The organism is Tateyamaria omphalii, from assembly GCF_019802125.1.
Taxonomy (GTDB): Bacteria; Pseudomonadota; Alphaproteobacteria; order Rhodobacterales; family Rhodobacteraceae; genus Tateyamaria; species Tateyamaria omphalii_B.
Genome location: NZ_JAHVHT010000006.1, coordinates 179,028 through 199,854, shown reverse-complemented (window position 1 = coordinate 199,854; position 20,827 = coordinate 179,028). Strand labels below are relative to the sequence as shown.

General features: G+C 63.2%; 15 protein-coding genes. 10 read left to right on the top strand and 5 right to left on the bottom strand.

Going from position 1 to position 20,827, the window contains the following annotated elements; translation table 11 throughout:
- Nucleotides 1–263 precede the first annotated feature (263 nt).
- Nucleotides 264–2,600, top strand: a complete 2,337-nt coding sequence (locus tag KUV51_RS20110; protein WP_222523243.1) for a mechanosensitive ion channel family protein — start codon at nucleotides 264–266, stop codon at nucleotides 2,598–2,600.
- 87 nt (nucleotides 2,601–2,687) lie between these two features.
- Here KUV51_RS20110 and KUV51_RS20105 read toward each other — a convergent pair whose 3' ends face one another.
- The 4 genes from KUV51_RS20105 to KUV51_RS20090 are packed head-to-tail and all read right to left on the bottom strand — an operon-like array spanning nucleotide 2,688 to nucleotide 8,565.
- On the bottom strand, nucleotides 2,688–3,842 hold the full coding sequence (locus KUV51_RS20105) for an ABC transporter permease (RefSeq protein ID WP_222523242.1): 1,155 nt from the start codon (nucleotides 3,840–3,842) through the stop codon (nucleotides 2,688–2,690).
- 4 nt (nucleotides 3,843–3,846) lie between these two features.
- Nucleotides 3,847–4,875 (bottom strand): ABC transporter permease, encoded by a 1,029-nt coding sequence (locus tag KUV51_RS20100; protein ID WP_039688184.1) that lies wholly within the window; start codon nucleotides 4,873–4,875, stop codon nucleotides 3,847–3,849.
- Complete coding sequence (locus KUV51_RS20095) at nucleotides 4,872–6,803, bottom strand: ABC transporter substrate-binding protein (protein WP_222523241.1); 1,932 nt, start codon at nucleotides 6,801–6,803, stop codon at nucleotides 4,872–4,874. The genes KUV51_RS20100 and KUV51_RS20095 overlap by 4 nt, the downstream gene beginning before the upstream one ends.
- On the bottom strand, nucleotides 6,796–8,565 hold the full coding sequence (locus tag KUV51_RS20090) for an ABC transporter ATP-binding protein (RefSeq protein WP_222523240.1): 1,770 nt from the start codon (nucleotides 8,563–8,565) through the stop codon (nucleotides 6,796–6,798). The genes KUV51_RS20095 and KUV51_RS20090 overlap by 8 nt, the downstream gene beginning before the upstream one ends.
- Before the next feature lie 143 nt (nucleotides 8,566–8,708).
- Between KUV51_RS20090 and KUV51_RS20085 the strand changes: the two genes are divergently transcribed.
- The 6 genes from KUV51_RS20085 (at nucleotide 8,709) to KUV51_RS20060 (ending at nucleotide 15,654) form a co-directional block, all read left to right on the top strand.
- Nucleotides 8,709–9,206, top strand: coding sequence for a class I SAM-dependent methyltransferase (locus tag KUV51_RS20085; RefSeq protein WP_222523239.1), 498 nt, complete (start codon nucleotides 8,709–8,711; stop codon nucleotides 9,204–9,206).
- A 192-nt stretch (nucleotides 9,207–9,398) separates the two neighbouring features.
- A complete protein-coding gene (locus KUV51_RS20080; protein WP_222523238.1) occupies nucleotides 9,399–11,489 on the top strand; it encodes a 3-hydroxyacyl-CoA dehydrogenase NAD-binding domain-containing protein in 2,091 nt (696 codons plus the stop codon).
- A 3-nt stretch (nucleotides 11,490–11,492) separates the two neighbouring features.
- Nucleotides 11,493–12,692 carry an acyl-CoA dehydrogenase family protein gene (locus KUV51_RS20075; RefSeq protein ID WP_222523237.1) on the top strand — a complete coding sequence of 400 codons (1,200 nt, stop codon included), beginning with the start codon at nucleotides 11,493–11,495 and terminating at the stop codon, nucleotides 12,690–12,692.
- Complete coding sequence (locus KUV51_RS20070) at nucleotides 12,692–13,762, top strand: acyl-CoA dehydrogenase family protein (RefSeq protein ID WP_222523357.1); 1,071 nt, start codon at nucleotides 12,692–12,694, stop codon at nucleotides 13,760–13,762. Before KUV51_RS20075 ends, KUV51_RS20070 begins: the two co-directional genes overlap by 1 nt.
- Nucleotides 13,743–14,165, top strand: coding sequence for a PaaI family thioesterase (locus KUV51_RS20065; RefSeq protein ID WP_261385960.1), 423 nt, complete (start codon nucleotides 13,743–13,745; stop codon nucleotides 14,163–14,165). The genes KUV51_RS20070 and KUV51_RS20065 overlap by 20 nt, the downstream gene beginning before the upstream one ends.
- Nucleotides 14,158–15,654 (top strand): class I adenylate-forming enzyme family protein, encoded by a 1,497-nt coding sequence (locus KUV51_RS20060; protein ID WP_222523236.1) that lies wholly within the window; start codon nucleotides 14,158–14,160, stop codon nucleotides 15,652–15,654. The genes KUV51_RS20065 and KUV51_RS20060 overlap by 8 nt, the downstream gene beginning before the upstream one ends.
- Before the next feature lie 51 nt (nucleotides 15,655–15,705).
- Here KUV51_RS20060 and rpe read toward each other — a convergent pair whose 3' ends face one another.
- Nucleotides 15,706–16,395, bottom strand: coding sequence for a ribulose-phosphate 3-epimerase (gene rpe / locus KUV51_RS20055; protein WP_222523235.1), 690 nt, complete (start codon nucleotides 16,393–16,395; stop codon nucleotides 15,706–15,708).
- Nucleotides 16,396–16,603: 208 nt separating this feature from the next.
- On the opposite strand from rpe, the gene xylB reads away from it, so the two are divergent.
- From xylB to KUV51_RS20040, 3 genes are read left to right on the top strand one after another with little or no spacing between them, the layout of a single operon-like run.
- The gene (gene xylB, locus KUV51_RS20050; RefSeq protein ID WP_222523234.1) at nucleotides 16,604–18,052 is read left to right on the top strand and encodes a xylulokinase; all 1,449 of its coding nucleotides are present in this window, start codon (nucleotides 16,604–16,606) and stop codon (nucleotides 18,050–18,052) included.
- Nucleotides 18,049–19,356: a xylose isomerase gene (gene xylA / locus KUV51_RS20045; RefSeq protein ID WP_222523233.1), complete on the top strand. Its 1,308-nt coding sequence runs from the start codon at nucleotides 18,049–18,051 to the stop codon at nucleotides 19,354–19,356. The genes xylB and xylA overlap by 4 nt, the downstream gene beginning before the upstream one ends.
- Entirely contained in the window at nucleotides 19,337–20,641 is a 1,305-nt protein-coding gene (locus KUV51_RS20040) for a cytochrome c peroxidase (protein WP_222523232.1), read from the top strand. Before xylA ends, KUV51_RS20040 begins: the two co-directional genes overlap by 20 nt.
- Nucleotides 20,642–20,827: the final 186 nt, after the last annotated feature.

The window sequence follows — 20,827 nt, the reverse complement described above, 5'->3', positions numbered from 1 at the left end:
CCCATCCCAGCGCAGACGATGCCATATCCTGCGCCCAGAGTCCTTCCGAGCCGTATAGCACAGTGTATCCGTTCACCAAGGTCACAAAGGCCACATCAGGCCGTGATACCGCAAAGGGTGTTCGCGCTATCGCAAATATAGCGCAGTTTGCAAGCCTTGCCTTACTTTGCCGAGCACAAGTGTTCAACTCTGGGTAGGCCAATTGTCATGAACGGTGTGGTCGCGTAGCGTTTGTACACTCTGACAGTGCGACGGCTTTTCTCATGACTCATCTTTTTCTTCGGGCTTTCGCGCTTGTTCTGCTGTTGGTCACGCTGGCCAGTCCCCAGTTTGCAATGGCCCAAGGGCTTGGCAGCTTGCTGCCCGGTGCCTCGTCTGCGGATACCGTCGACACGGACTTGTCAGATGCCATCGAAACCGCGGCGGAAAATGGCGTCAGCGTGATCGTGATCGACAGCGATGGTCGGGTTGTCACGCAAGGGAACCCAGCGCCGGAACCGAACGCGGTGCCCGGCAGTGGCACCACGCTGATGGCGATCCAGGACGACGCCGTCGCCTTTCGCACGGCGCTTGTTGACAGATTGCTCAACCTGCCCGTGGCCTTCAACGAGGTCATCTACATCCTGCGCGCCACCAGCCCGGACGGAACGATCTTTGCCTATGTGCAGGCGCTGCTGATCAGCATGGCCCTGTTTGCTGCCGGCATGGTGTTCGAGGCGCAGGTATTCGGCAAACGCATTGCCAAGCGTTTTGTGGTGGCGCGGATCGCCGCGAAGCCCGACGGCTATGTCGAGAAGATGCCCTTCCTCGTCTTTCGTTTCTTCATGGGCGTGGTCGGGACACTCGTGTCGATGGCGGTGGCCTATATCCTTGGCGGTCTGATCTTTGGCCCGCTCGAGGATACGGCCATGCAGTTTACCGTCACTCTGATCAATATCGGCTACTTCCTGGCGCGTGTCATGGCAGGGCTGTGGCGCATGATCTTGTCGCCCTACCTGTCGCAATACCGCATCCCGCTGTTTGACGACTACGATGCGCGTAAGCTGCATTTGTGGCTGTCCGCAGTTACGGCCTTTGGTTTCTTTGCCATCCTCTTTGGGGTGTGGATCGAGGAACTGGGCCTGAACAACGAAGTCTATGTCTTCCTGTTTTCGCTGCTCAGCCTGCTGGTGATGTTCATGAACATCGCGCTGATTGCGGCCAACGGTCGGGCGATCACCGGTGCGATCCTGAACGGCAAGGCACCGACCGAGGCGACCTGGGTGCTGCGCACGCTGGCAAAGGTCTGGGTTCCGCTGGCGATCCTGTATTTCCTCTTTGCCTGGGGCGATCAGACCTACCATCTGGTGATCGGTGATCCGTTGGGGGTGCCGCTTCTTGCCGCTGCCTGGGGCATCCTGACCACGATCCTTGTCGTTTACGGTGTCATCAACTTCTTCATCGAACGCAGCTTTGCCCGCGCGCGGCAGGTTCGGGAACACAACGCTTTGGCCGACGTCGCGACCATGCCCGAACCGGAAGCACTGGGGCCGGCGCCCGGACCCCGGCTCACCACGTTCGAGGGGCTCGCGCAGCGGGTGGCCGGTATCCTGGCCTTTGTCGCGGGCATCTATGCCTTCGTCACGATCTGGAGCCCGAACACGTCGATGATGGGCGACAGCTGGTCGGACCGATTGCTCGACATCATCGTGATCCTGTTTCTCGGCTACATCGCCTACAACGCCTTCCGCATCTGGATCGATGGCAAGATCCGCGAGGAGCAGGGCGATGTGCAGGAAGCCGAATTGGGCGATGAAGGAGGCGGGTCTTCCGCCTCGCGGCTGGCAACACTGCTGCCGCTCTTCCGCAATGTCGTCCTGATCGTGATCATCCTGTCGATCCTTTTGATCGCGCTCATGGAGATGGGTGTGAATGTCGGCCCGCTCTTTGCAGGTGCAGGCATCGTCGGCGTTGCCATCGGCTTCGGTTCGCAATCGCTGGTGCGCGACATCTTCTCTGGTGCGTTCTTTCTGTTCGATGACGCCTTCCGCAAGGGCGAGTACATCGACGTGGGCGGGGTCAAGGGCACGGTCGAAAACATCTCTGTTCGCAGCTTTCAGTTGCGCCACCACCTCGGCGCGCTGCACACGATCCCCTTTGGCGAGATCCAGGTGCTGACGAACTACTCGCGCGACTGGGTGATCATGAAACTGCCCTTGCGCGTGACCTATGACACCGACGTCGAACAGGTGCGCAAACTGATCAAGAAGCTGGGCGTCGCGTTGCTGGATGATCCGGTGATTGGCGAAAACTTCATCCAGCCCCTGAAGTCACAAGGCGTGATCGAAATGCAGGACAGCGCGATGATCATTCGCGTGAAGTTCATGACCAAGCCCGGCGATCAGTGGCTGGTGCGCAAGAAGGTCTACGAGGAAATCCGCGCGCTCTTTGAACGCGAGGGGATCAAGTTCGCCCATCGCGAGGTGACGGTGCGGCTGGCTGATGGCAAGGCGGCTGAGGATTTGACCGAAGAGGACCGCAAGGCTGTCACGGCCGCGGCGCAGGCTTCGATCGAGGGAGAGCTGCTGGACGAGATGGCCGAGACGGGCGACGACCGCTGATCCAAAGGCCGCCTTGCGGCGACACCATTATTGATTGGGGCTCTGCCCCAAACCCCGTCGTATTTTCAGTCAGAAGAAGATGTGAGCTTAGTCACTGTAAGGGTCGAGACTGTCGCGCAGCCCGTCGCCGAGGAAATTGAACGCCAGCACGACGATGATGATCGGCAGCATCGGGATGGCCGTCCACGGATAGATCTCGATGGATGCGAGGTTTTGTGCGTCGTTCAGCATCACGCCCCAGGACACCGCCGGTGCGCGCAGGCCGAGGCCGAGGAAGCTGAGCGCCGTTTCACCCAAGATCATCGCGGGGATCGACAGGGTGGCCGAAGCGATCAGGTGGGACATGAAGTTCGGCAGCAGGTGCCGCCGGATGACCCGGCTTGGTTTCGCCCCCATCATCTCTGCTGCCCGCACATATTCCTCCTCTCTCAACGAGAGGAACTTACTTCGGACCGCTCTGGCCAACCCCGGCCAGTCGAGCAGGCCGAGGATGATAGAGATTATGAAGAAGACCGACACCGGCCCCCAATTCGACGGCACCGCCGCTGATAGGGCGAGCCACAGGGGCAGTTCCGGCAGGGACCGCAGGATTTCAATCGCCCGGTTCACGACCCAATCGACCCAGCCGCCAAAATAACCCGCGATGGCCCCGAACCCGATGCCAAGGATGAAGGACACCGTGATGCCAATCAGCCCCACGGTCAGCGACAATTGCGCGCCGTAGGAGATGCGCGAGAACACATCCCGCCCCAGTCGGTCCGAGCCGAAGATGAACACCGTCGCCCCCTCAGGCGCGCAGAACAGGTGACGGTCGGCGGGGATCAGGAAGAACAGCTTATACTCGGTGCGCTTACAGAAGAACTGCAGCGGCATGGGCCGGGTCGTATCCGTCTCATACACCCACTGGAAGTTCTCCAGATCGGCACTGCCCACGGTCGGATAGACAAAGGGCCCGATGAACTCCCCCTCATGCCAGAAGTTGATGGCCTGCGGCGGGTGGTAAAGGTGATCGGCGCTGCGCTCGTTGGGGGTATAGGGCGAGATGAACCCGGCAAAGGGGATCGCCATGTAGGCAAGCAGCAGGAAGATGCCCGAGATCAGGCCCAGCTTGTGCTTGCGGAACTTGCGCCAGACCAGCACCCAGTTGGGCGCATCCATGTCGGACCGTTCGGGCGCAGACAGATCCACGTTGGGGTCATAGGGGGCGTCGTCGATAAAGCGGCCGTCGGGCAGGGTGCTCATGTCTCTATCCCTCCCGCGCGCCGTAGCGGATGCGTGGATCCAGCAGGACCAAGAGCAGGTCCGAGATCATGGTGCCAATGAGTGTAAGCAGGGCCACGAACATCAGCACAAAAGCTGCAAGGAACTGGTCCTGCGATTTCAACGCGGTCAGCAGCGCTGGGCCAATGGTCTGCAAGCCCAGAACCACCGAGACCAGAACCGACCCTGAAACCATTGCAGGCAGCAGGTTGCCGATGTCGGCGACAAAGGGGTTGAAGGCCATGCGCAGGGGGTACTTGGTCAACAGCTTCGACGGGGCGAGGCCTTTCGCCATGCCCGTCTCGACATAGGGTTTCGACAGCTCGTCCAGCATGTTCGCGCGCAGCCGCTGCATCATGGCGGCCGCACCGGATGTCCCGATGACAAAGGTGGGCACGATCAAGTGGATCAGAACGCTCTGCACTTTGGCGAGCGACATTGGCTCGCCCTCGAACTCCGGCGCCATCAGGCCGCCGATGGGCAGGCCAAGGTATTTGTGGCCGTAGTAGAACAGGATCAGCGCCAACAGGAAGTTCGGTGTGGCAAGGCCCAGATAGCCGACAAAAGCGGTGGTGTAGTCGACCCATGTGGCCGACCGGGCAGCGGCCAGAACCCCAAGGGGCAGGGCGACCATATAAACGAACAACACGGCGGCGAGGTTCACCAGCACCGTCAGCCAGAGCGCGTCGCCCACGATGTCGGCCACGGGGGCGTCGAATTCAAAGGACCAGCCGAAATCCCCCTGCAACAGGCCGGAAAACCCCTGCGGGCCGGGGGCCACGCCCACCCAGATCAGGTATTGCTCCCACAGCGGCCGGTCGAGCGCGTATTCGGTGCGCAAGAACTCCGCCTTTGCCACCCCTTCGGCCTGACCGGTGGCGCGCAGTTCGGCAATCTGGTTCGACAGGTAGTCGCCCGGGGGCAGGTTGATGATGATGAAGATCAACATCGACACCACGATCAACGTCAAAATCATCGTCAGCAGCCGGTAGGCTGCGTAGCGGATGAACATCATTCGCGCACCTGCGCGATCTGTTCACTGTCCGCGAAAAAGAACTCGTCCACCCGGTGCACCCCGAAATGCGCGCCGGGGTCCCAGGCCCATTTGCCCCGCTCGGGCACGTTGCGCAGCCGGTCCGACACGATGACGGGCTGTGGTGCTTCGCTCAGGATGCCGATACCGAACTGGTTGTCGGCGTGGATCTTGAGCATCTCTTTCCAGATTTTCGTGCGGGCTTCCGGATCGTCCGTCTGCTGCCACGCCTTGTTCAGTGCCATCAGGCGCTTGGCTGGCTCCAGATCCACAGGCTCACCCGCGGCGCCGTGGGTCTGGTAGTACTGCCCCCATTTCGGCCAGGCAAAGAACACCTGATCCGTGGGCGCAAGATAACTGGGCGGCGTGTTTGGCTGCGGTAGCCCGTTGTCCCATCCAAACCAAACCGACGCCATGGTCACACCCGAAAAGACGCGGTTGCGCAGAATATCGCGATCCAGCGGGCGCATGATCAGCTGGATACCGATGTCGCGCCACGTGTCGGTGATGATGGCAAGCGCGTTCTCGACCTCTTGCCGCTCGCCTGCGGTTTCGATCACGAATTCCATGGGCCGCCCGTCGGGCAGCAGCCGGATGCCTGCGGGCGTGCGCTTGTCCAAACCCATCTGGTCGAGCATGACGTTGGCTGTGTCGGGGTCGTAGATCGCCCACTGTGTCAGGTTGGCCGGGTCAAACAGCGGACTTTGGGCAAGCGCAGTCATGCCGCCCTCCTTGCCCAGCCCAAAATACAGCGCACGGTTGATCATCCGCCGGTCGATACCGAGGGATAGTGCCCGGCGGAACCGCGCATCGCGCATCACCTCGCGCCAGACCGGGTCAGCGAAGTTGAGGTTCGGATAGATCGCAATCTGGCTCGCTGCCCCGTTGGACCACAGATAGGTGCGGTAGGGCGCGCCGTCCGCCTCGCCCTTCTTCAGGATCGAGGTGTCGCGAAAGTCCAGCCCACGGGCCTGCAGATCGCTTTCGCCCGCATTCGTCTTGGCCGTGACAAGGCCCGATCCCACGATGTCCATCTCGACCACATCGATATAGGGCAGCTGCACGCCGCGCGCGTCGACGCGGTGGAAAAACGGATTGCGCACAAACAGATGCCGCATCGCCGCCCCGGTCGAGGCCGGCTTCCACGGCTGCAACGTGGGCAGCTCGTGGTTGTCGAACTTGTACATGTTGTCGAGCTTGTTGTGCAGCGGCGCCCAGCCGCGCACCCGCTTCTTGTCGATCATTTCTTCCATCGCTTCCTTGGAATTGAAGGCGACGTGGAACTGCTTGAGGTAGTGCGATGGGCGATAGATGAAGGGTGGGCTCGCCTGCGCCAGCGATTGCAGGAAGTTCGGGTTGGGCCCCGGAAACTCGACCACAACGGTCAGGTCGTCGGGAAAGGTCATGGTGGCGATCTTGTCGCCCATGCGCATGACCTCGGGCGGGCCGTTCGGGCTCAGTTCCCGGTTGTTGGCGACATGATCCCACCAGTACTGGAAATCGGCCGAGGTGAAGGGCGCGCCATCGGACCAACGATGGCCGGGGCGCAGATGCAGGGTGAAGATGCGGCCCTCTTCGACTTCCACATCGCGCAGGATGTCGGGCTTCAATTCGTAATTGTGATCGTAGCCCACCAGGCGCGCATAGCCGTAGACCACCATCTGGCGCACGTCCTTGGTCCGGGTCACCATGGTGCGCAGCGTCCCGCCCTGGGTACCGAATTGCCGCCCCTTGGCCTCAAGATCGACGACCAGCGGCACATCCGGGATGCGATCCGCGGCGGCCGGGATGATCCCTTTCTGCACTTCGGGCGCCCAGAATGCGCTCTCCTGGACAACGGGTTTTGCCAAGGCGGGCAGGGCCATCAGCCCCGCCACCAGCATGACGGTCAAACGGCTCAATCTAGACATGGCAACGCACCTTGTGTCCGGGGTCGATCTGGATGAGGTCGGGGGCATCCACGCCCTCGAACCGGTACATGTCCGGCCACGAGCAGGACGATCCCGCACCGCGGGCCACCTCGGCCAGATCAATGGGGCGATGCACATCCGGCTCCGGCTGGGCCGCGATCAGCGCCTTCGTATATGGATGGCGCGGGTTGTAGAACAGCGTCTCGGGCGGGGCCTGTTCGACCACGACACCCTGCCGCATGACGGCCACTTCGTCGGCAATACGGGCAACGACGGCCAGGTCATGGCTGATGAACAGGTAACTCAACCCCATCCCGTCGCGGATACGCTCCAGTAGGCTCAGGATCTGCTCCTGCACCGACACGTCCAGAGCCGAGGTCGGCTCGTCACAAACCAGCAGCACCGGATCGAGGGTCAAGGCCCGCGCAATAGATAACCGCTGCCGCTGGCCACCCGAAAACGCATGGGGGTAGCGGGCCAGCATATCGGGATCCAGACCGACCCAGCGCAGCATTTCCGCCGCCTTGTCGCGGCGTGCCATCCGGTCACCGATCCGGTGAATTTCCATGGGCTCGGTCAGCGCCTCTTGCACCCGCATCCGCGGGGATAGCGAGGAATAGGGATCCTGAAACACCATCTGCGCCTGACGTTGAAAGGCGACCTTTTCGGCTCTGCTCAGATCGTTGATGCACACCGGCTCCGCCCCCGGCTCGGCCCGGAACAGCACGCGCGAGCCTTCATCCGGCACTTCAGCGCCCAAAGCGATGCGGGCGCAGGTCGTCTTGCCTGACCCGCTCTCGCCCACCACGGCCAGCGTCTTGCCGCGCGGCAGCTTCAGGTTCACGTCAACACAGGCATGGACCTGTTTCTTGGCGCGCCACCCACCGGCGCGCACGGTATAAGTCTTGCAGACATTGTTCAGCTCAAGGATCAGGTCCTTATCCGGCAACGGGTCGGCAGGCGTCGGATCCTTCGGGATCATCGGCGCGGCAGCAAACAGCTTCTTGGTATAGCCATGCCCCGGCGCACCGAGCACGGCAGGGGCCGGGCCGCTTTCCATCACGTGCCCCTTGTTCATCACGACCACGCTGTCGGCCATGTTGGCAACAACACCCAGATCGTGGGTGACAAGGATCATCGCCATGCCGGTGTCGCGCTGCAGGTCCTTCATCAAGCCCAGCACCTGCGCCTGCGTGGTCACATCCAGCGCCGTCGTCGGCTCATCCGCGATCAGCAGATCAGGTTTGGCCACCATGGCCATCGCGATCATGGCGCGCTGGCGCATGCCCCCAGACATTTCGAACGGATAGGCGCGAAAGGCGCGTTCGGGGTCGGCAAAGCCCACGCGCTCGAACGTGGCCAGCACATCGCGCTTGGCCTCATCGGCGGACATGTCGCGGTGCAGGGTCAGCACCTCAGACACCTGGTTGCCGATGCGGTGCAAGGGCGACAGGGACCGCATCGGCTCCTGAAAGATCATCGAGATGCGGTTGCCGCGAATGTCCCGGATATCGCGCTGTGACAGGGTCAGCAGGTTGGCGCGCGCCTCGCCCGTGCCAAACATCACCTCGCCCTGACGCAATTGGGCTGTCTTGGGCAGGATGCGCAGAATGGAGCGGCATGTGAGCGTCTTGCCGGATCCGCTTTCGCCCACAAGCGCCAGCGTCTCGCCACTTGAGACGGAAAAGTTGACCCCCGCCACGACGGGCGGCGCAGAGCCGAACCCGATTGACAGGTTTTTCACGTCCAGAAGCGGGGCCATTCAAGGTCCTTTGTTAGCGCGCACATCGATCAGATCAGTCAAACCGATTCCCATGATTACGTCCATACACGGGTAAGTCGCGGAAATGTGCTGTCGTTCCATCACTTTTTGCCCCATCTAGGGTAAAAGCAAAGGAAACGATCATGCAACAAAGCCGCCTTGACCTGTTTGTGGACCGCATGGTGTCCCAACGGGCCTGTCTGGATCACGCCGCAGGCGCCATCGCAGACATGGACGGGCCGGTGTTCGAACTGGGCCTGGGCAATGGGCGGACCTATCACCACATGTGCCACATCATGCCCGAGCGCGAGATCTACGTGTTCGAACGGGCCATCGCCTCGCATCCCGACAGCACCCCGCCCGATGACATGGTCCTTCTGGGCGATGTCTTTGACACACTGCCGCAAGCGCTTGAGCGTTTTGGGCCCACTGCTGTGCTGATCCACGCTGACCTTGGCGGGCACAGCCGGGAAAAGAACGATATTTTCGCGCAAAAGGTATCGCCGGTGATCGAACCGCTGCTGGCCGTGGGTGGTCTCATGGTGTCGTCGGACAAGATGTATTTCGACGCACTGGTCGAACAGCCGTTGCCGGAGGGTGCCGTTCCCGGGCGCTGTTTCATCTACCGGCGCGCGCGCTGAGCGGGCGAACGGCCCGGATCAGATCGGCCCTTCGGGGAGGATTTTTTGAAACAGGGAAGGGGCGGGGTTTTGCCGCCTGCGCCCAAGTGACGTTGCGGCGTTTTTCGAAATGCTTGCCCTTTTTCTGTGCACGCCTAGGCTGAAACCTGTGCCGGGTGGAGGACCCGCGCGCTCAACATCAGCGGAGGGACCATGAGCGACAAGATTGCCTATTCCAGAGAAGGCGACATCGCCGTCCTGACGGTCCAGAACCCGCCGGTGAACGCGCTCAGCCAGGCCGTGCGGCAGGGATTGGCCGACGGCATGGACCGGGCCGAGGCTGACGATGGCGTGCGTGCCGTCCTGATCGTGGGCGATGGCCGCGCGTTCTTTGCGGGCGCCGACATCACCGAGTTCGGCAAGCCGCCGCTCGAGCCGCACCTGCCCGATCTCATCAACCGCATCGAAGCCTCACCGTTGCTGGTCGTTGCGTCCATGCACGGCGTCAGCCTTGGCGGTGGGCTGGAGGTGGCGCTGGGCTGTCACTACCGCATCGCCGTGCCTTCGGCCAAAGTAGGCCTGCCAGAGGTGCACCTAGGCCTGCTGCCCGGTGCAGGCGGCACGCAACGCCTGCCGCGTCTGACCGGGGTCGAAGCGGGCCTCGACGTCATGACAACGGGGCGCCATATCGGTGCGCAGAAGGCGCACGAGTTGGGCATCATCGACGTGATTGAAGATGGTGATCCCAAGCAAAATGGCATCGCCTACGCCCAGCGTCTTCTGGACGAAGGTGCCGCGCGCCGCCCTGTATCCGAGATGCCCCCACCCGCGCCCATCGACTGGGATGCGGCCTTCGAAGCAATCCTCGCCAAGGGACGCGGTCAGATCGCACCCGCGTGGTGCGTGCGGGCCGTGCAGGCGTCAGTCGAAAAACCCTTTGCCGAAGGGCTGAAAGCCGAGCGCCAGATTTTCTACGACCTCATGCAGACCGATCAACGGCAGGGCATGATCCACGCCTTCTTCTCCGAACGGGCGGTGGGCAACCTTCCCGAGCTGAAAGGGGTCAAACCCCGCGGCATCCAGCACATCGGCGTCATCGGCGGTGGCACGATGGGGGCGGGCATCGCCACCGCAGCACTGCTCGCAGGCCTCGAAGTCACCTTGCTGGAGATGAGTGCCGACGCCGGCCAAGCCGCCCGCGACCGGATCGAGCGCAACCTGTCCGGCGCCGTCAAACGGGGCAAGATCACCCCCAAACAGCACGATCAGATCCTGACCCATACGCTTGTCGTGGTCACCAACTACGACAAACTCAGCGACGTCGATCTGGTGATCGAGGCCGTGTTCGAAGACATGGACGTCAAGAAAAAGGTCTTTGCCGAACTGGACCGCGTCTGCAAACCGGGCGCGATCCTTGCCTCGAACACTTCGTACCTCGACATCGACAAGATCGCCGCCACCACCTCGCGTCCCTCGGACGTGCTGGGCCTTCACTTCTTCTCCCCTGCGCACGTCATGAAGCTGCTGGAAATCGTCGTCGGCGACAAAACCGCGCCCGAGGTGACGGCCACAGGCTTTGCGCTGGGCAAGATGCTGGGCAAGATCAGCGTCCGCGCAGGCGTTTGCGACGGCTTCATCGGCAACCGCATCCTCGCAACCTACCGCACCGCCGCCGACCAGATGATCCTCGATGGGGCGTCCCCTTACGAGATTGACGAAGCGCTCGAAGATTTCGGCTTTGCCATGGGGCCCTTCGCCGTCGCCGACCTCGCGGGCCTCGACATCGGCTGGGCCGTGCGCAAACGCAAACGGGCCGAGGGGCACGCGCCCAAACGCGACGCTGCTTACGCCGACAAGCTCTGCGAAGACGGCCATTTCGGCCAGAAGACGGGCAAGGGCTACTACGATTACGCAGGCGGGCTGAAAACCCGCGTCCCCAACCCCGACGTGCTGCCCATGATAGAAGCCGACCGCGCGCGGCTGGGCATCACACCCCGCAGCTTCACGCACGAGGAAATCGTGCGCCGCTACATGGCCGCCATGGTGAATGAGTCTGCCAAGGTCGTGGGCGAAGGCATCGCCCGCCGCCCGCTCGACGTCGATATGACACTGCTCTTCGGCTACGGCTTCCCCCGCTACCGGGGCGGCCCGCTCAAATGGGCGGACATCGTGGGGCTCGAACCCCTCCTAAAAGACATCAAATCCTACGCCGCCGACGACCCCGAGTTCTGGGCCCCCGCGCCCCTGCTCGAACAACTGGTGGCGGAAAACAAAACCTTCGATGACCTGAACAAAAAGGGCTGAGATATGGACCTGAGCTATTCCTCCGAAGAACAAGCGTTTCAAACCGAAGTGCGCCAATTCCTGGCCGACGAACTGCCCAAGGAGATCGCGGAAAAGGTCCGGCTCGACCAGGATCTGACCAAGGACGACATGGAACGCTGGCACGCGATCCTGAACACCCGCGGCTGGCTGGCACAGAACTGGCCCAAGGAGTACGGCGGCGCCGAATGGTCCGCCGTCCAGCGGCACATCTACGACACCGAAGCCGCCGCCGCCCATGCCCCCCGTATCGTTCCCTTCGGCTTTTCGATGCTCGGCCCCGTGCTGCAGAAATTCGGGTCCAAAGAACAACAGGACTATTGGCTGCCCCGTATGCTTGACGGCACTGACTGGTGGTGCCAGGGCTATTCCGAGCCGGGCGCGGGCTCCGACCTCGCCTCGCTGAAAACCAAGGCGGTGCGCGACGGCGACCACTACATCGTCAACGGCCAGAAAACCTGGACGACGCTCGGCCAATTCGCCAACATGATTTTCTGCCTCGTCCGTACGGACCCGGATGCCAAGCAGCAGGAGGGCATCAGCTTCATCCTGATCGACATGGACACACCCGGCGTCGAAGTGCGGCCCATCATCTTGCTCGACGGCACACATGAGGTGAACGAGGTTTGGTTCACCGACGTCAAAGTGCCGGTGGAAAACCTCGTCGGTGAGGAAAACAAGGGCTGGACCTATGCTAAATACCTGCTCACGCACGAACGCACCGGGCTTGGCGGCGTCGGCTCAAGCGAGGCGGGGCTGAAAGCGGTCAAGCGCATCGCGAAGGCGGCCAACCACAACGGCAAACCGCTGCTCGAAAACCCGCACTTTGCCGCGCGCGTGGCACAGGTCGAGATTGACCTGCGCGCCATGGCCACCACCAACCTGCGTATCATCTCCAAGGCCGCCGCAGGCGAAGCGCCAGGGCTCGAAGCCTCCATGCTCAAGGTCAAAGGCTCCATTCTGCGTCAGGAAATCAACGACCTCGCGCGCCGCGCGGTTGGCCCCTACGCCATGCCCTTCGCGTCCGAGGCGGTCGAGGGAGCGAACGATCGCATCCCCGATCCGCTGGATGCAGGCCCGGTCGCGGGCCAGTACTTCAACAATCGCAAGCTGTCGATCTTCGGCGGCTCCAACGAAATCCAGCGCGGCATCATCGCCAAGGTGACCATGAGCGGAGGCGCATGATGAACTTCAACCTGACCGAAGAACGGCAGATGCTGCAGGATACGCTGCGGCGCTATCTGCGCGAGCAATACGGCACCGAACGGCGCAACAAGATCCTCGAATCCGACACCGGCTTCTCTCCAGAAATCTGGACCGAACTGGCTGAGCTTGGCGTCCTCGGCGCACTCTTCACCGAAGAGCAGGGCGGCTTCGGCGGCGCAGGCTTCGACATCGCCGTGGTATTCGAGGAACTGGGCCGCGCGGGCGTGGTCGAACCGGTGCTCGACAGCGCGCTCCTCGGCGGTCGCCTCCTCGCGGCGGCGGGCAAGCCGGACTTGGTCGAACAGGTCATCGGCGGTGCCCTCCACCTCGCCGTGGCCCATGGCGAACCGGACAGCCGCTATGACCTCGACCACGTGAACACGACCGCTTCCGACAACACACTCACAGGCCGCAAGGCCGTCGTGATGAACGCCGAAGCCGCCGATCACCTGATCGTCTCGGCCAAGGACGGCGACAGCATCGCGCTCTACCTCGTGGACAAGGGCGCACAGGGCCTCGACATCCAGGGCTACCCACTCCTCGCCGGGGGGCGCGCGGCGGAAGTCACGCTCGACAATACCCCAGGCGAACCGCTGGGCCTGACGCTCGCGGATTACGAGGCCGCCAACCGCCTCGCCCTCATCGCCCAATGCGCCGAAGCGCTCGGCGCCATGGAAACCGCCACCGCGCTGACCAAGGACTACCTGATGACGCGCAAGCAATTCGGGCGGCCCATCGGCACCTTCCAGGCGCTCGCGCACCGCATGTCCGACCTGCTGATCGAGATGGAACAGGCGCGTTCCGCCGTCATCAACGCCGCAGGCTACGTCGAGGACAAGGACGCCGATCTGCATCTTTCCGCCTCCAAAAACCTGATCGGCCGCATCGGTCGGCTCGTGGCCGAGGAAGCGATCCAGATGCACGGTGGCATCGCCATGACGCAGGAATACGAACTGGCTCACATTGCCAAGCGCATCGTCATGGCCGATCACCGCTTCGGCGACACGGACTACCACATGGAACGGTTCATTGCCCTCTCTGCCGCCTGACGGCCCCGGAATTATCCGCGACGAAACCGGCGCACAGACGCTGCTTGGCTACGTCGTGGATATCCGGGAAGCGGACGGCGTGTCGCGCTGCTGGCTCGACATCGGCGCGCAGCACGGCAACCGTCACGGTGGCTTGCATGGCGGCATCATGTCCGCGATGCTCGACAACGCGATGGGCTTTGCGGCCGCGCGCACCGGCGAGAACGATGGCAGCACCAAAGTCGCCACACTCACCATGACGACCAACTACCTCGCCCCCGCCAGCACGGGTGTGGTGGTTGCGACGGGCGAAGTGGCTGGCGGAGGCCGCAGCACCATCTTCACCGAAGGACGGCTGGAAGACGAAAACGGCACCGTCCTCGCCACCTCCACGGGTGTCTACAAACGGGTCAAGGGTGCCTAGCGTCTACGACCTTCTGGCCCACCAGGTGGCGACACGGCCCGATGCGCTGGCCCTGGAAGATGTGACCGGCGCGCGCCTGACCTATCGGGGACTGAGCGCCGCCGCAGACGATATTGCCGATGTGCTGAAGGCCAAAGGCATCGGCCCAGGCGACCGCGTGATGATCGTCTCGGAAAACTGCGCGGCCAAGGTCGCGGCCCTCTTCGCCACATGGCGCATCGGGGCCATCGCGGTACCGGTGAACGCGCGCCAGACTGAGGCCGAACTGGCCCGCGTCAATGCCCATGCCGAGCCAAAAGCAGTGTTCTTCACCACACAGGTCTCGCCCGATGCCGAAAAGCACAGCATCACCGCACAGAAAAAAATCGCAGATTTAGACGCCAGCACAATATCCGGCGCATGGGGCGAGCTTACCCTGCACTGTCCCCGCGGGGACAGTTTTGCCGGGGACAGCGACGTCGCCGTCCTCCTCTACACCACCGGCACCACGGGCGACCCCAAAGGCGTCATGCTCACCCACGACAACGTCCGCTTCGGCGGCAAAACCAGCGCCGAACTCCGCGGCATGCACCATGACGATCTCATCTACGGCGTCCTGCCCACGACCCACGTCTTCGGCCTTTGCTCCGTTGTTGTCGCCGCCATCCACGCCGGCGCCCCCGTCCGCCCGATCCCTCGCTTCATCGTGGCCGATGTCTTCGACGCCCTGCGCGACGGCATCACCCTGTTCTCTGCCGTCCCCCAAATGCACGCGCTCCTCATGGCCCACGCCAAGGCGCTCGGGGAAACGGCACTCGGCTCAAAAACCCTCCGCTACGTCTCCTCCGGCGCCGCGCCGCTCGACCCCACCTGGAAGCGCGAAGCAGAAGCGTTCTACGGCGTCGCGATCCAGAACGGCTACGGCATGACCGAAAGCACCGCCGGAACCGCCGCCACCCGCAACGCCATCGGCGATCCGGACACCTCCGTCGGCCCCGCTTTACCGGGTATCGAGATCGCCATTGATGACGACGTGCCAGGCGGCGAGGTGCTGACCCGCGGGCCGCATGTGATGAAGGGCTACTTTCGCAACCCGACCGAGACGGCCAAGGTGCTGGGCGAGGACGGCTGGCTGCGCACGGGCGATCTGGGAGAGATCGACGCCGAGGGCAGGCTGTATATTCGTGGACGGGCCAAGGAACTGATCATCCACGGCGGCTTCAACGTCTTCCCGCCCGAGGTCGAAGCCGCGTTGAACGATCATCCGGAGGTCGTCCAAGCCGCCGTTGTCGGGCGGTCGATTGGCGGGGATGAAGAGGTGCTGGCCTTCGTGCAGGTCCCGCACGATGGCGGTCCGTCCGAGGAAGATTTGCGCGCGTTCGTCAGGGATCGTCTGACGGGGTACAAACGACCGGCGCGCTACGTGTTGGCGACATCATTGCCCGCAGCACCGACGGGCAAGATCCTCAAGCACAAGCTGATCGAAACCTTCGCGGATCAGTTGGGCTAGAGCTCCGAAAAACGACAGGTTTTCCGGTCCGCTTTCCGTTTCGGAAAGCGGTTACGTCCAGACCCCTTCCGCTGCCGCCCGGATGTTGCGGATGTTCTCTCCGTACGGATTCGGATTGTCGGCCGAGCCGCCCTTGAACACCGCCGAGCCCGCGACCAGTACATCCGCGCCAGCCTTGGCCACCAGCGGTGCCGTTTTGGGATCTACACCACCGTCGATTTCGATATGGATCGGCCGGTCTCCGATCATCTCGCGCAGTGCTGTGATCTTTGACGTCATGTCGATAAATTTCTGACCGCCGAAGCCGGGGTTCACGGTCATCACACAAACGAGGTCGACCATGTCCATGAGTTCTTCGACCGCCGCGGCTGGCGTGCCGGGATTGAGCGCGACACCCGCCTTCATGCCCGCGCCGCGGATGGCTTGGAGGGTGCGGTGGATATGCGGGCCAGCCTCGACATGGGCTGTGAGCACATCTGCGCCTGCATCTGCAAAGGCTTGAATGTACGGATCGACCGGCGCGATCATCAGATGGACGTCCATGACGCCCTTGATATGCGGACGAATGGCCGCGCAGGTGGCGGGGCCGAAGGTGATGTTGGGCACGAAATGGCCGTCCATGACGTCTACATGGATCCAATCGGCGCCGTGCGCTTCGACGGCGGCACATTCGGCGCCGAAATTCGCGAAGTCGGCGGCGAGGATGGAGGGGGCGATCTTGATCGAGCGGTCGAAGGGCATCGGGCGCGGTCCTGTGTCTGATGTTTGGCTCCTATACTATCTGGCTGCTCGGGCGGAAAGGGCGGGTGCCTCCGGCGGGCATATTTGTGGAACAATGAAGATGAAGGGTTGCACTCCGGTACATCCATATTTCTGAGGGGCGTACATCATATTAAGTTTGACAAGTGAATTAATGTTCGACCATGGTGGTGGCCTAGGGAGGATATCGATGTATCTCGGACTTGATCTGGGCACGTCGGGTGTGAAGGCGTTGCTCGTCGATGCGGACGGGCGCGCGGTCGGCAGTGCCGATGCCACCTATGACGTGTCGAACCCGGCTGCAGGCTGGAGTGAGCAGGACCCCGGCGATTGGGTCACTGGCATCACAGCGGCACTTTCCGCGCTGCGCGCTGAACATCCGATGGCGTATGAAGCTGTGCGCGCGCTGTCCTTTTCCGGCCATATGCACGGCGCGGTCATGGTGGATGCGGCGGGGGCAGTGCTGCGCCCGTGCATTCTGTGGAACGACACGCGCAGCCATGCGGAGGCGGCTCAGATGGATGCCGACCCCGTCGCGCGTGCCGTCAGTGGCAACATCGTATTTCCGGGTTTCACGGCGCCCAAGCTGGCCTGGGTGGCCAAGAACGAGCCGGACGTCTTTGACCAAGTGGCGCGCGTGATGCTGCCCAAGGATTACCTGCTGTGGTGGCTGACGGGCCGCTATGCGACCGAGATGTCGGATGCGGCGGGCACCGCGTGGCTGGATGTCGGCGCGCGGGCCTGGTCGGATGAGCTACTGGCGCTTGGAGGCATGTCACGCGACCAGATGCCCGACCTTTTGGAAGGCACGGACGTGGTAGACGAGGTGCAGGCTGCCCGCGCTGATTTGGGCCTGCCTGCCGGTTGCAAGGTGGTTGCAGGGGGCGCGGACAATGCCGTTGCTGCCTGCGGCGTGGGTGCGCTGGGCGAAGGGGACGGTTTTGTCTCTCTCGGCACCTCCGGCGTCGTGCTGGCGGGGCGCGGCAGCTATGCCCCTGATGCAGACAGCGCCGTGCACACGTTTTGCCACGCGGTGCCGGGGCGCTGGTACCAAATGGGGGTCGTGTTGGCCGCGACGGACAGCCTGAATTGGTTGAGCCGGGTGACCGGGCAAAGTGCTGCTGCGCTTTCGGGCGCTTTGGGCGACAGCCTGCCCGCACCCGGCCCAGTAAAATTCTACCCTTACCTGTCGGGCGAACGCACACCGCACAACGATGCCCAGGTGCGGGGCGGGCTCACCGGGCTCGACATCGCCTCCGGCCCCACGGACCTGGCCCATGCCGTCATGACCGGCGTCAGCTTCGCCCTGCGCGACAGCTTCGAAGCACTGAAGGCCACGGGTGCGCGGCTCCCCTCCGCCCTCGCCATCGGCGGTGGCAGCCGGTCCGACTATTGGACCCGGATGCTGGCCACGGCCCTCAACATTCCGCTGGAACGGCCCGATGAGGGCGCCTTTGGCGCTGCCCTTGGTGCTGCGCGGATCGCCATGTGCGGCGACACGGGCGCAGACCCCGCCACCGTCATGACCAAACCGCCCATCGCCGATGTGATCGAGCCGCAGGCCGACCTCGTGTCCGCCTATGACGACGCTTATTCTGCCTTTTCAGGCGCTTACCCCAAACTGAAAGCCATGCCATGACCACTGGATTCTTCGACGCCGTCCCGCCCGCCACCTTCGAAGGTCCGGACAGCACCAACCCCATGGCCTTCCGCCACTACAACCCCGATGAGATGGTGATGGGCAAGCGGATGGAAGACCACCTGCGGTTCGCCGTCGCCTACTGGCACTCCTTTGCATGGGAAGGGGGCGATCCCTTCGGCGGTCAGACCTTCATCCGCCCCTGGCACCCGCAGGACGACATGGGCCGCGCCAAGATGAAGGCCGATGTGGCGTTCGAGATGTTTGCCCGTCTTGGTGTGCCCTATTTCTGCTGGCACGATGCCGACATCCGGCCTGAGGGCGCGACCTTTGCCGAAAGCCTCGACCGGCTGAACGAGATCACGGATTACTTCGGTCCGAAGATGGAAGAGACGGGTGTGGGCTGCCTCTGGGGCACGGCCAACATGTTCTCGCACCGCCGCTGGATGGCGGGGGCGTCAACCAACCCCGATCCGGATGTGTTCGCCTATGCTGCCGCCACGGTGAAGGGGTGCATGGACGCGACCCTCAAGCTGGGCGGACAAAACTACGTCCTCTGGGGCGGGCGCGAGGGCTACGAAACCCTGCTCAACACCGACATGGGGCAGGAGCTGGACCACATGGGCCGCTTCCTGTCGATGGTGGTCGAGTACAAGCACAAGATCGGGTTCAAGGGGCAGATCCTGGTCGAACCCAAGCCGCAGGAGCCGTCGAAGCATCAGTACGACTTTGACGCCGCCACCTGCATCGGCTTCCTGCGTAAATACGGGCTGGAGGACGAGGTGAAGCTGAACCTCGAACAGGGCCACGCCATCCTCGCCGGGCATTCATTCGAGCATGAGATTGCGGTGGCGGCCGCTGACGGCTTGCTGGGGTCGATCGACATGAACCGCAACGACTATCAGTCGGGCTGGGACACCGACCAGTTCCCGAACAACGTGCCCGAGGTGGCGCTGGTCTACTACCATATCCTCAAGGCCGGTGGTCTGGGCCTTGGTGGCACTAATTTCGACGCCAAGCTGCGGCGCCAGTCCCTGGATGCCGAGGATTTGATTGCCGCCCATGTCGGCGCGATGGACATCTGCGCGCGGGGCCTCAAAGCTGCGGCGGCAATGATCGAGGATGACGGTTTGGAAGACGCTTTGAAGACGCGCTATGCCGGGTGGGAGACTGCCGAAGCGCAGGCCATGCTCGGCAGCGATCTGGCGTCGATTTCGGACCGGGTCATCGCCGAAGGCATCGAGCCACAACCCCATTCGGGTCGGCAGGAGATTCTGGAGAACTATGTCTCGCGTTTCGTCTAAGGCTGTTGCCTTTGCCCTGATGGCGGCCCCGCTCTGGGCCGCCGATCTGCCGTTCGAAGAGCCGGTGTTTCCCGCGGTCGACAGTGCCCAAGTCGAGCTGGGGCGGCTCCTGTTCTACGACCCGATCCTGTCCGGGTCCAAAACGGTCAGCTGCGCCACCTGCCACCACCCGAAATTCGCCACCGGCGACGGTGTGTCGCTGGGTCTGGGAGATGGGGCCACGGGCCTTGGCCCGGATCGCATGGCCGATCCCGAAAACTTGCCCGAACAGCGCATCCCCCGCAACGCGCCGCCGCTCTTCAACCTCGGGGCCACGGAATTCACCGTGTTCTTCCATGATGGTCGGCTGGAAGAGGACGCGACCCGCCCCTCTGGTATCCGCACGCCACTGGGGTCCGAGATGGAAATGGGCTTCGCCTCCGCCCTTTCGGCGCAGTCCATGTTCCCGGTTCTGTCGGCGGATGAGATGGCCGGACACTACAGCGAAAACGAGATCAGCCAGGCGGTCCGTCAGGGCCTGATCACCGGACCCGATGGAGCGTGGGACCGGCTGTCACAACGGATCGAGGCGATCCCGGAATACCGCGCGCGGTTCGACGACATCATCGGCTCCGAGCCGATCCACTTCACCCATATCTCCGATGCGCTCGCCACATTCCTCGACTTCGAATGGCGCGGCGTGGCCAGCCCCTTCGACCTCTATCTGCGCAATGGGACCGAAATGGAGCCCGCCGCCATGCGCGGGATGGACCTGTTCCACGGCAAGGCGCAATGCGCCACCTGCCATTCGGGGCGTTTCCAGACAGATCACGCCTTCCACGCCATCGCCATGCCCCAGATCGGACCGGGCAAGGCCGCGCGGTTCGAAAGCCATGCGCAGGACACGGGCCGGATGCGGGTGACAGGCGATCCTGACGATGCCTACGCCTTCCGCACACCGCCCTTGCGTAACGTGGCGCAGACCGCTCCCTATGGCCACAGCGGTGCCTACGCGACGCTGGAAGGTGTGGTCCGCCACCACCTCGATCCGGTGGCGAGCCTGCGCACCTACGACATCACCCAGGCCGTCATGCCGGGCTTTGACGCCGACGACATGCGTGTGCTGACAGATGCGGCCGAGATGGACGCCATCGCCGCCGCCAACGACCTCGCCCCGATCGCGCTTAGTGATGCCGAGGTCTACGATCTCCTCGCCTTCCTCAATGCCCTCACGGACCCGCAAAGCATCCGGGGTGCGTTGGGCGTGCCACCCGCTGTGCCCAGCGGCTTGCCAGTGGATCAATAGCGCCCTGCGAGCCGCAGCAAAGCCAACGGATACTCTCTTCTTCTGACTGAAAATACGACGGGGGAGCCGCACAGCGGCGGGGGCAGAGCCCCCCAAACCATGTCGTCGCGCAGCGTCCTTCGGATCACCGCACGTTGCGTTAACCAACCCGCCACCGCCCGATGGGGGTGCACAGGGGGTGTACGG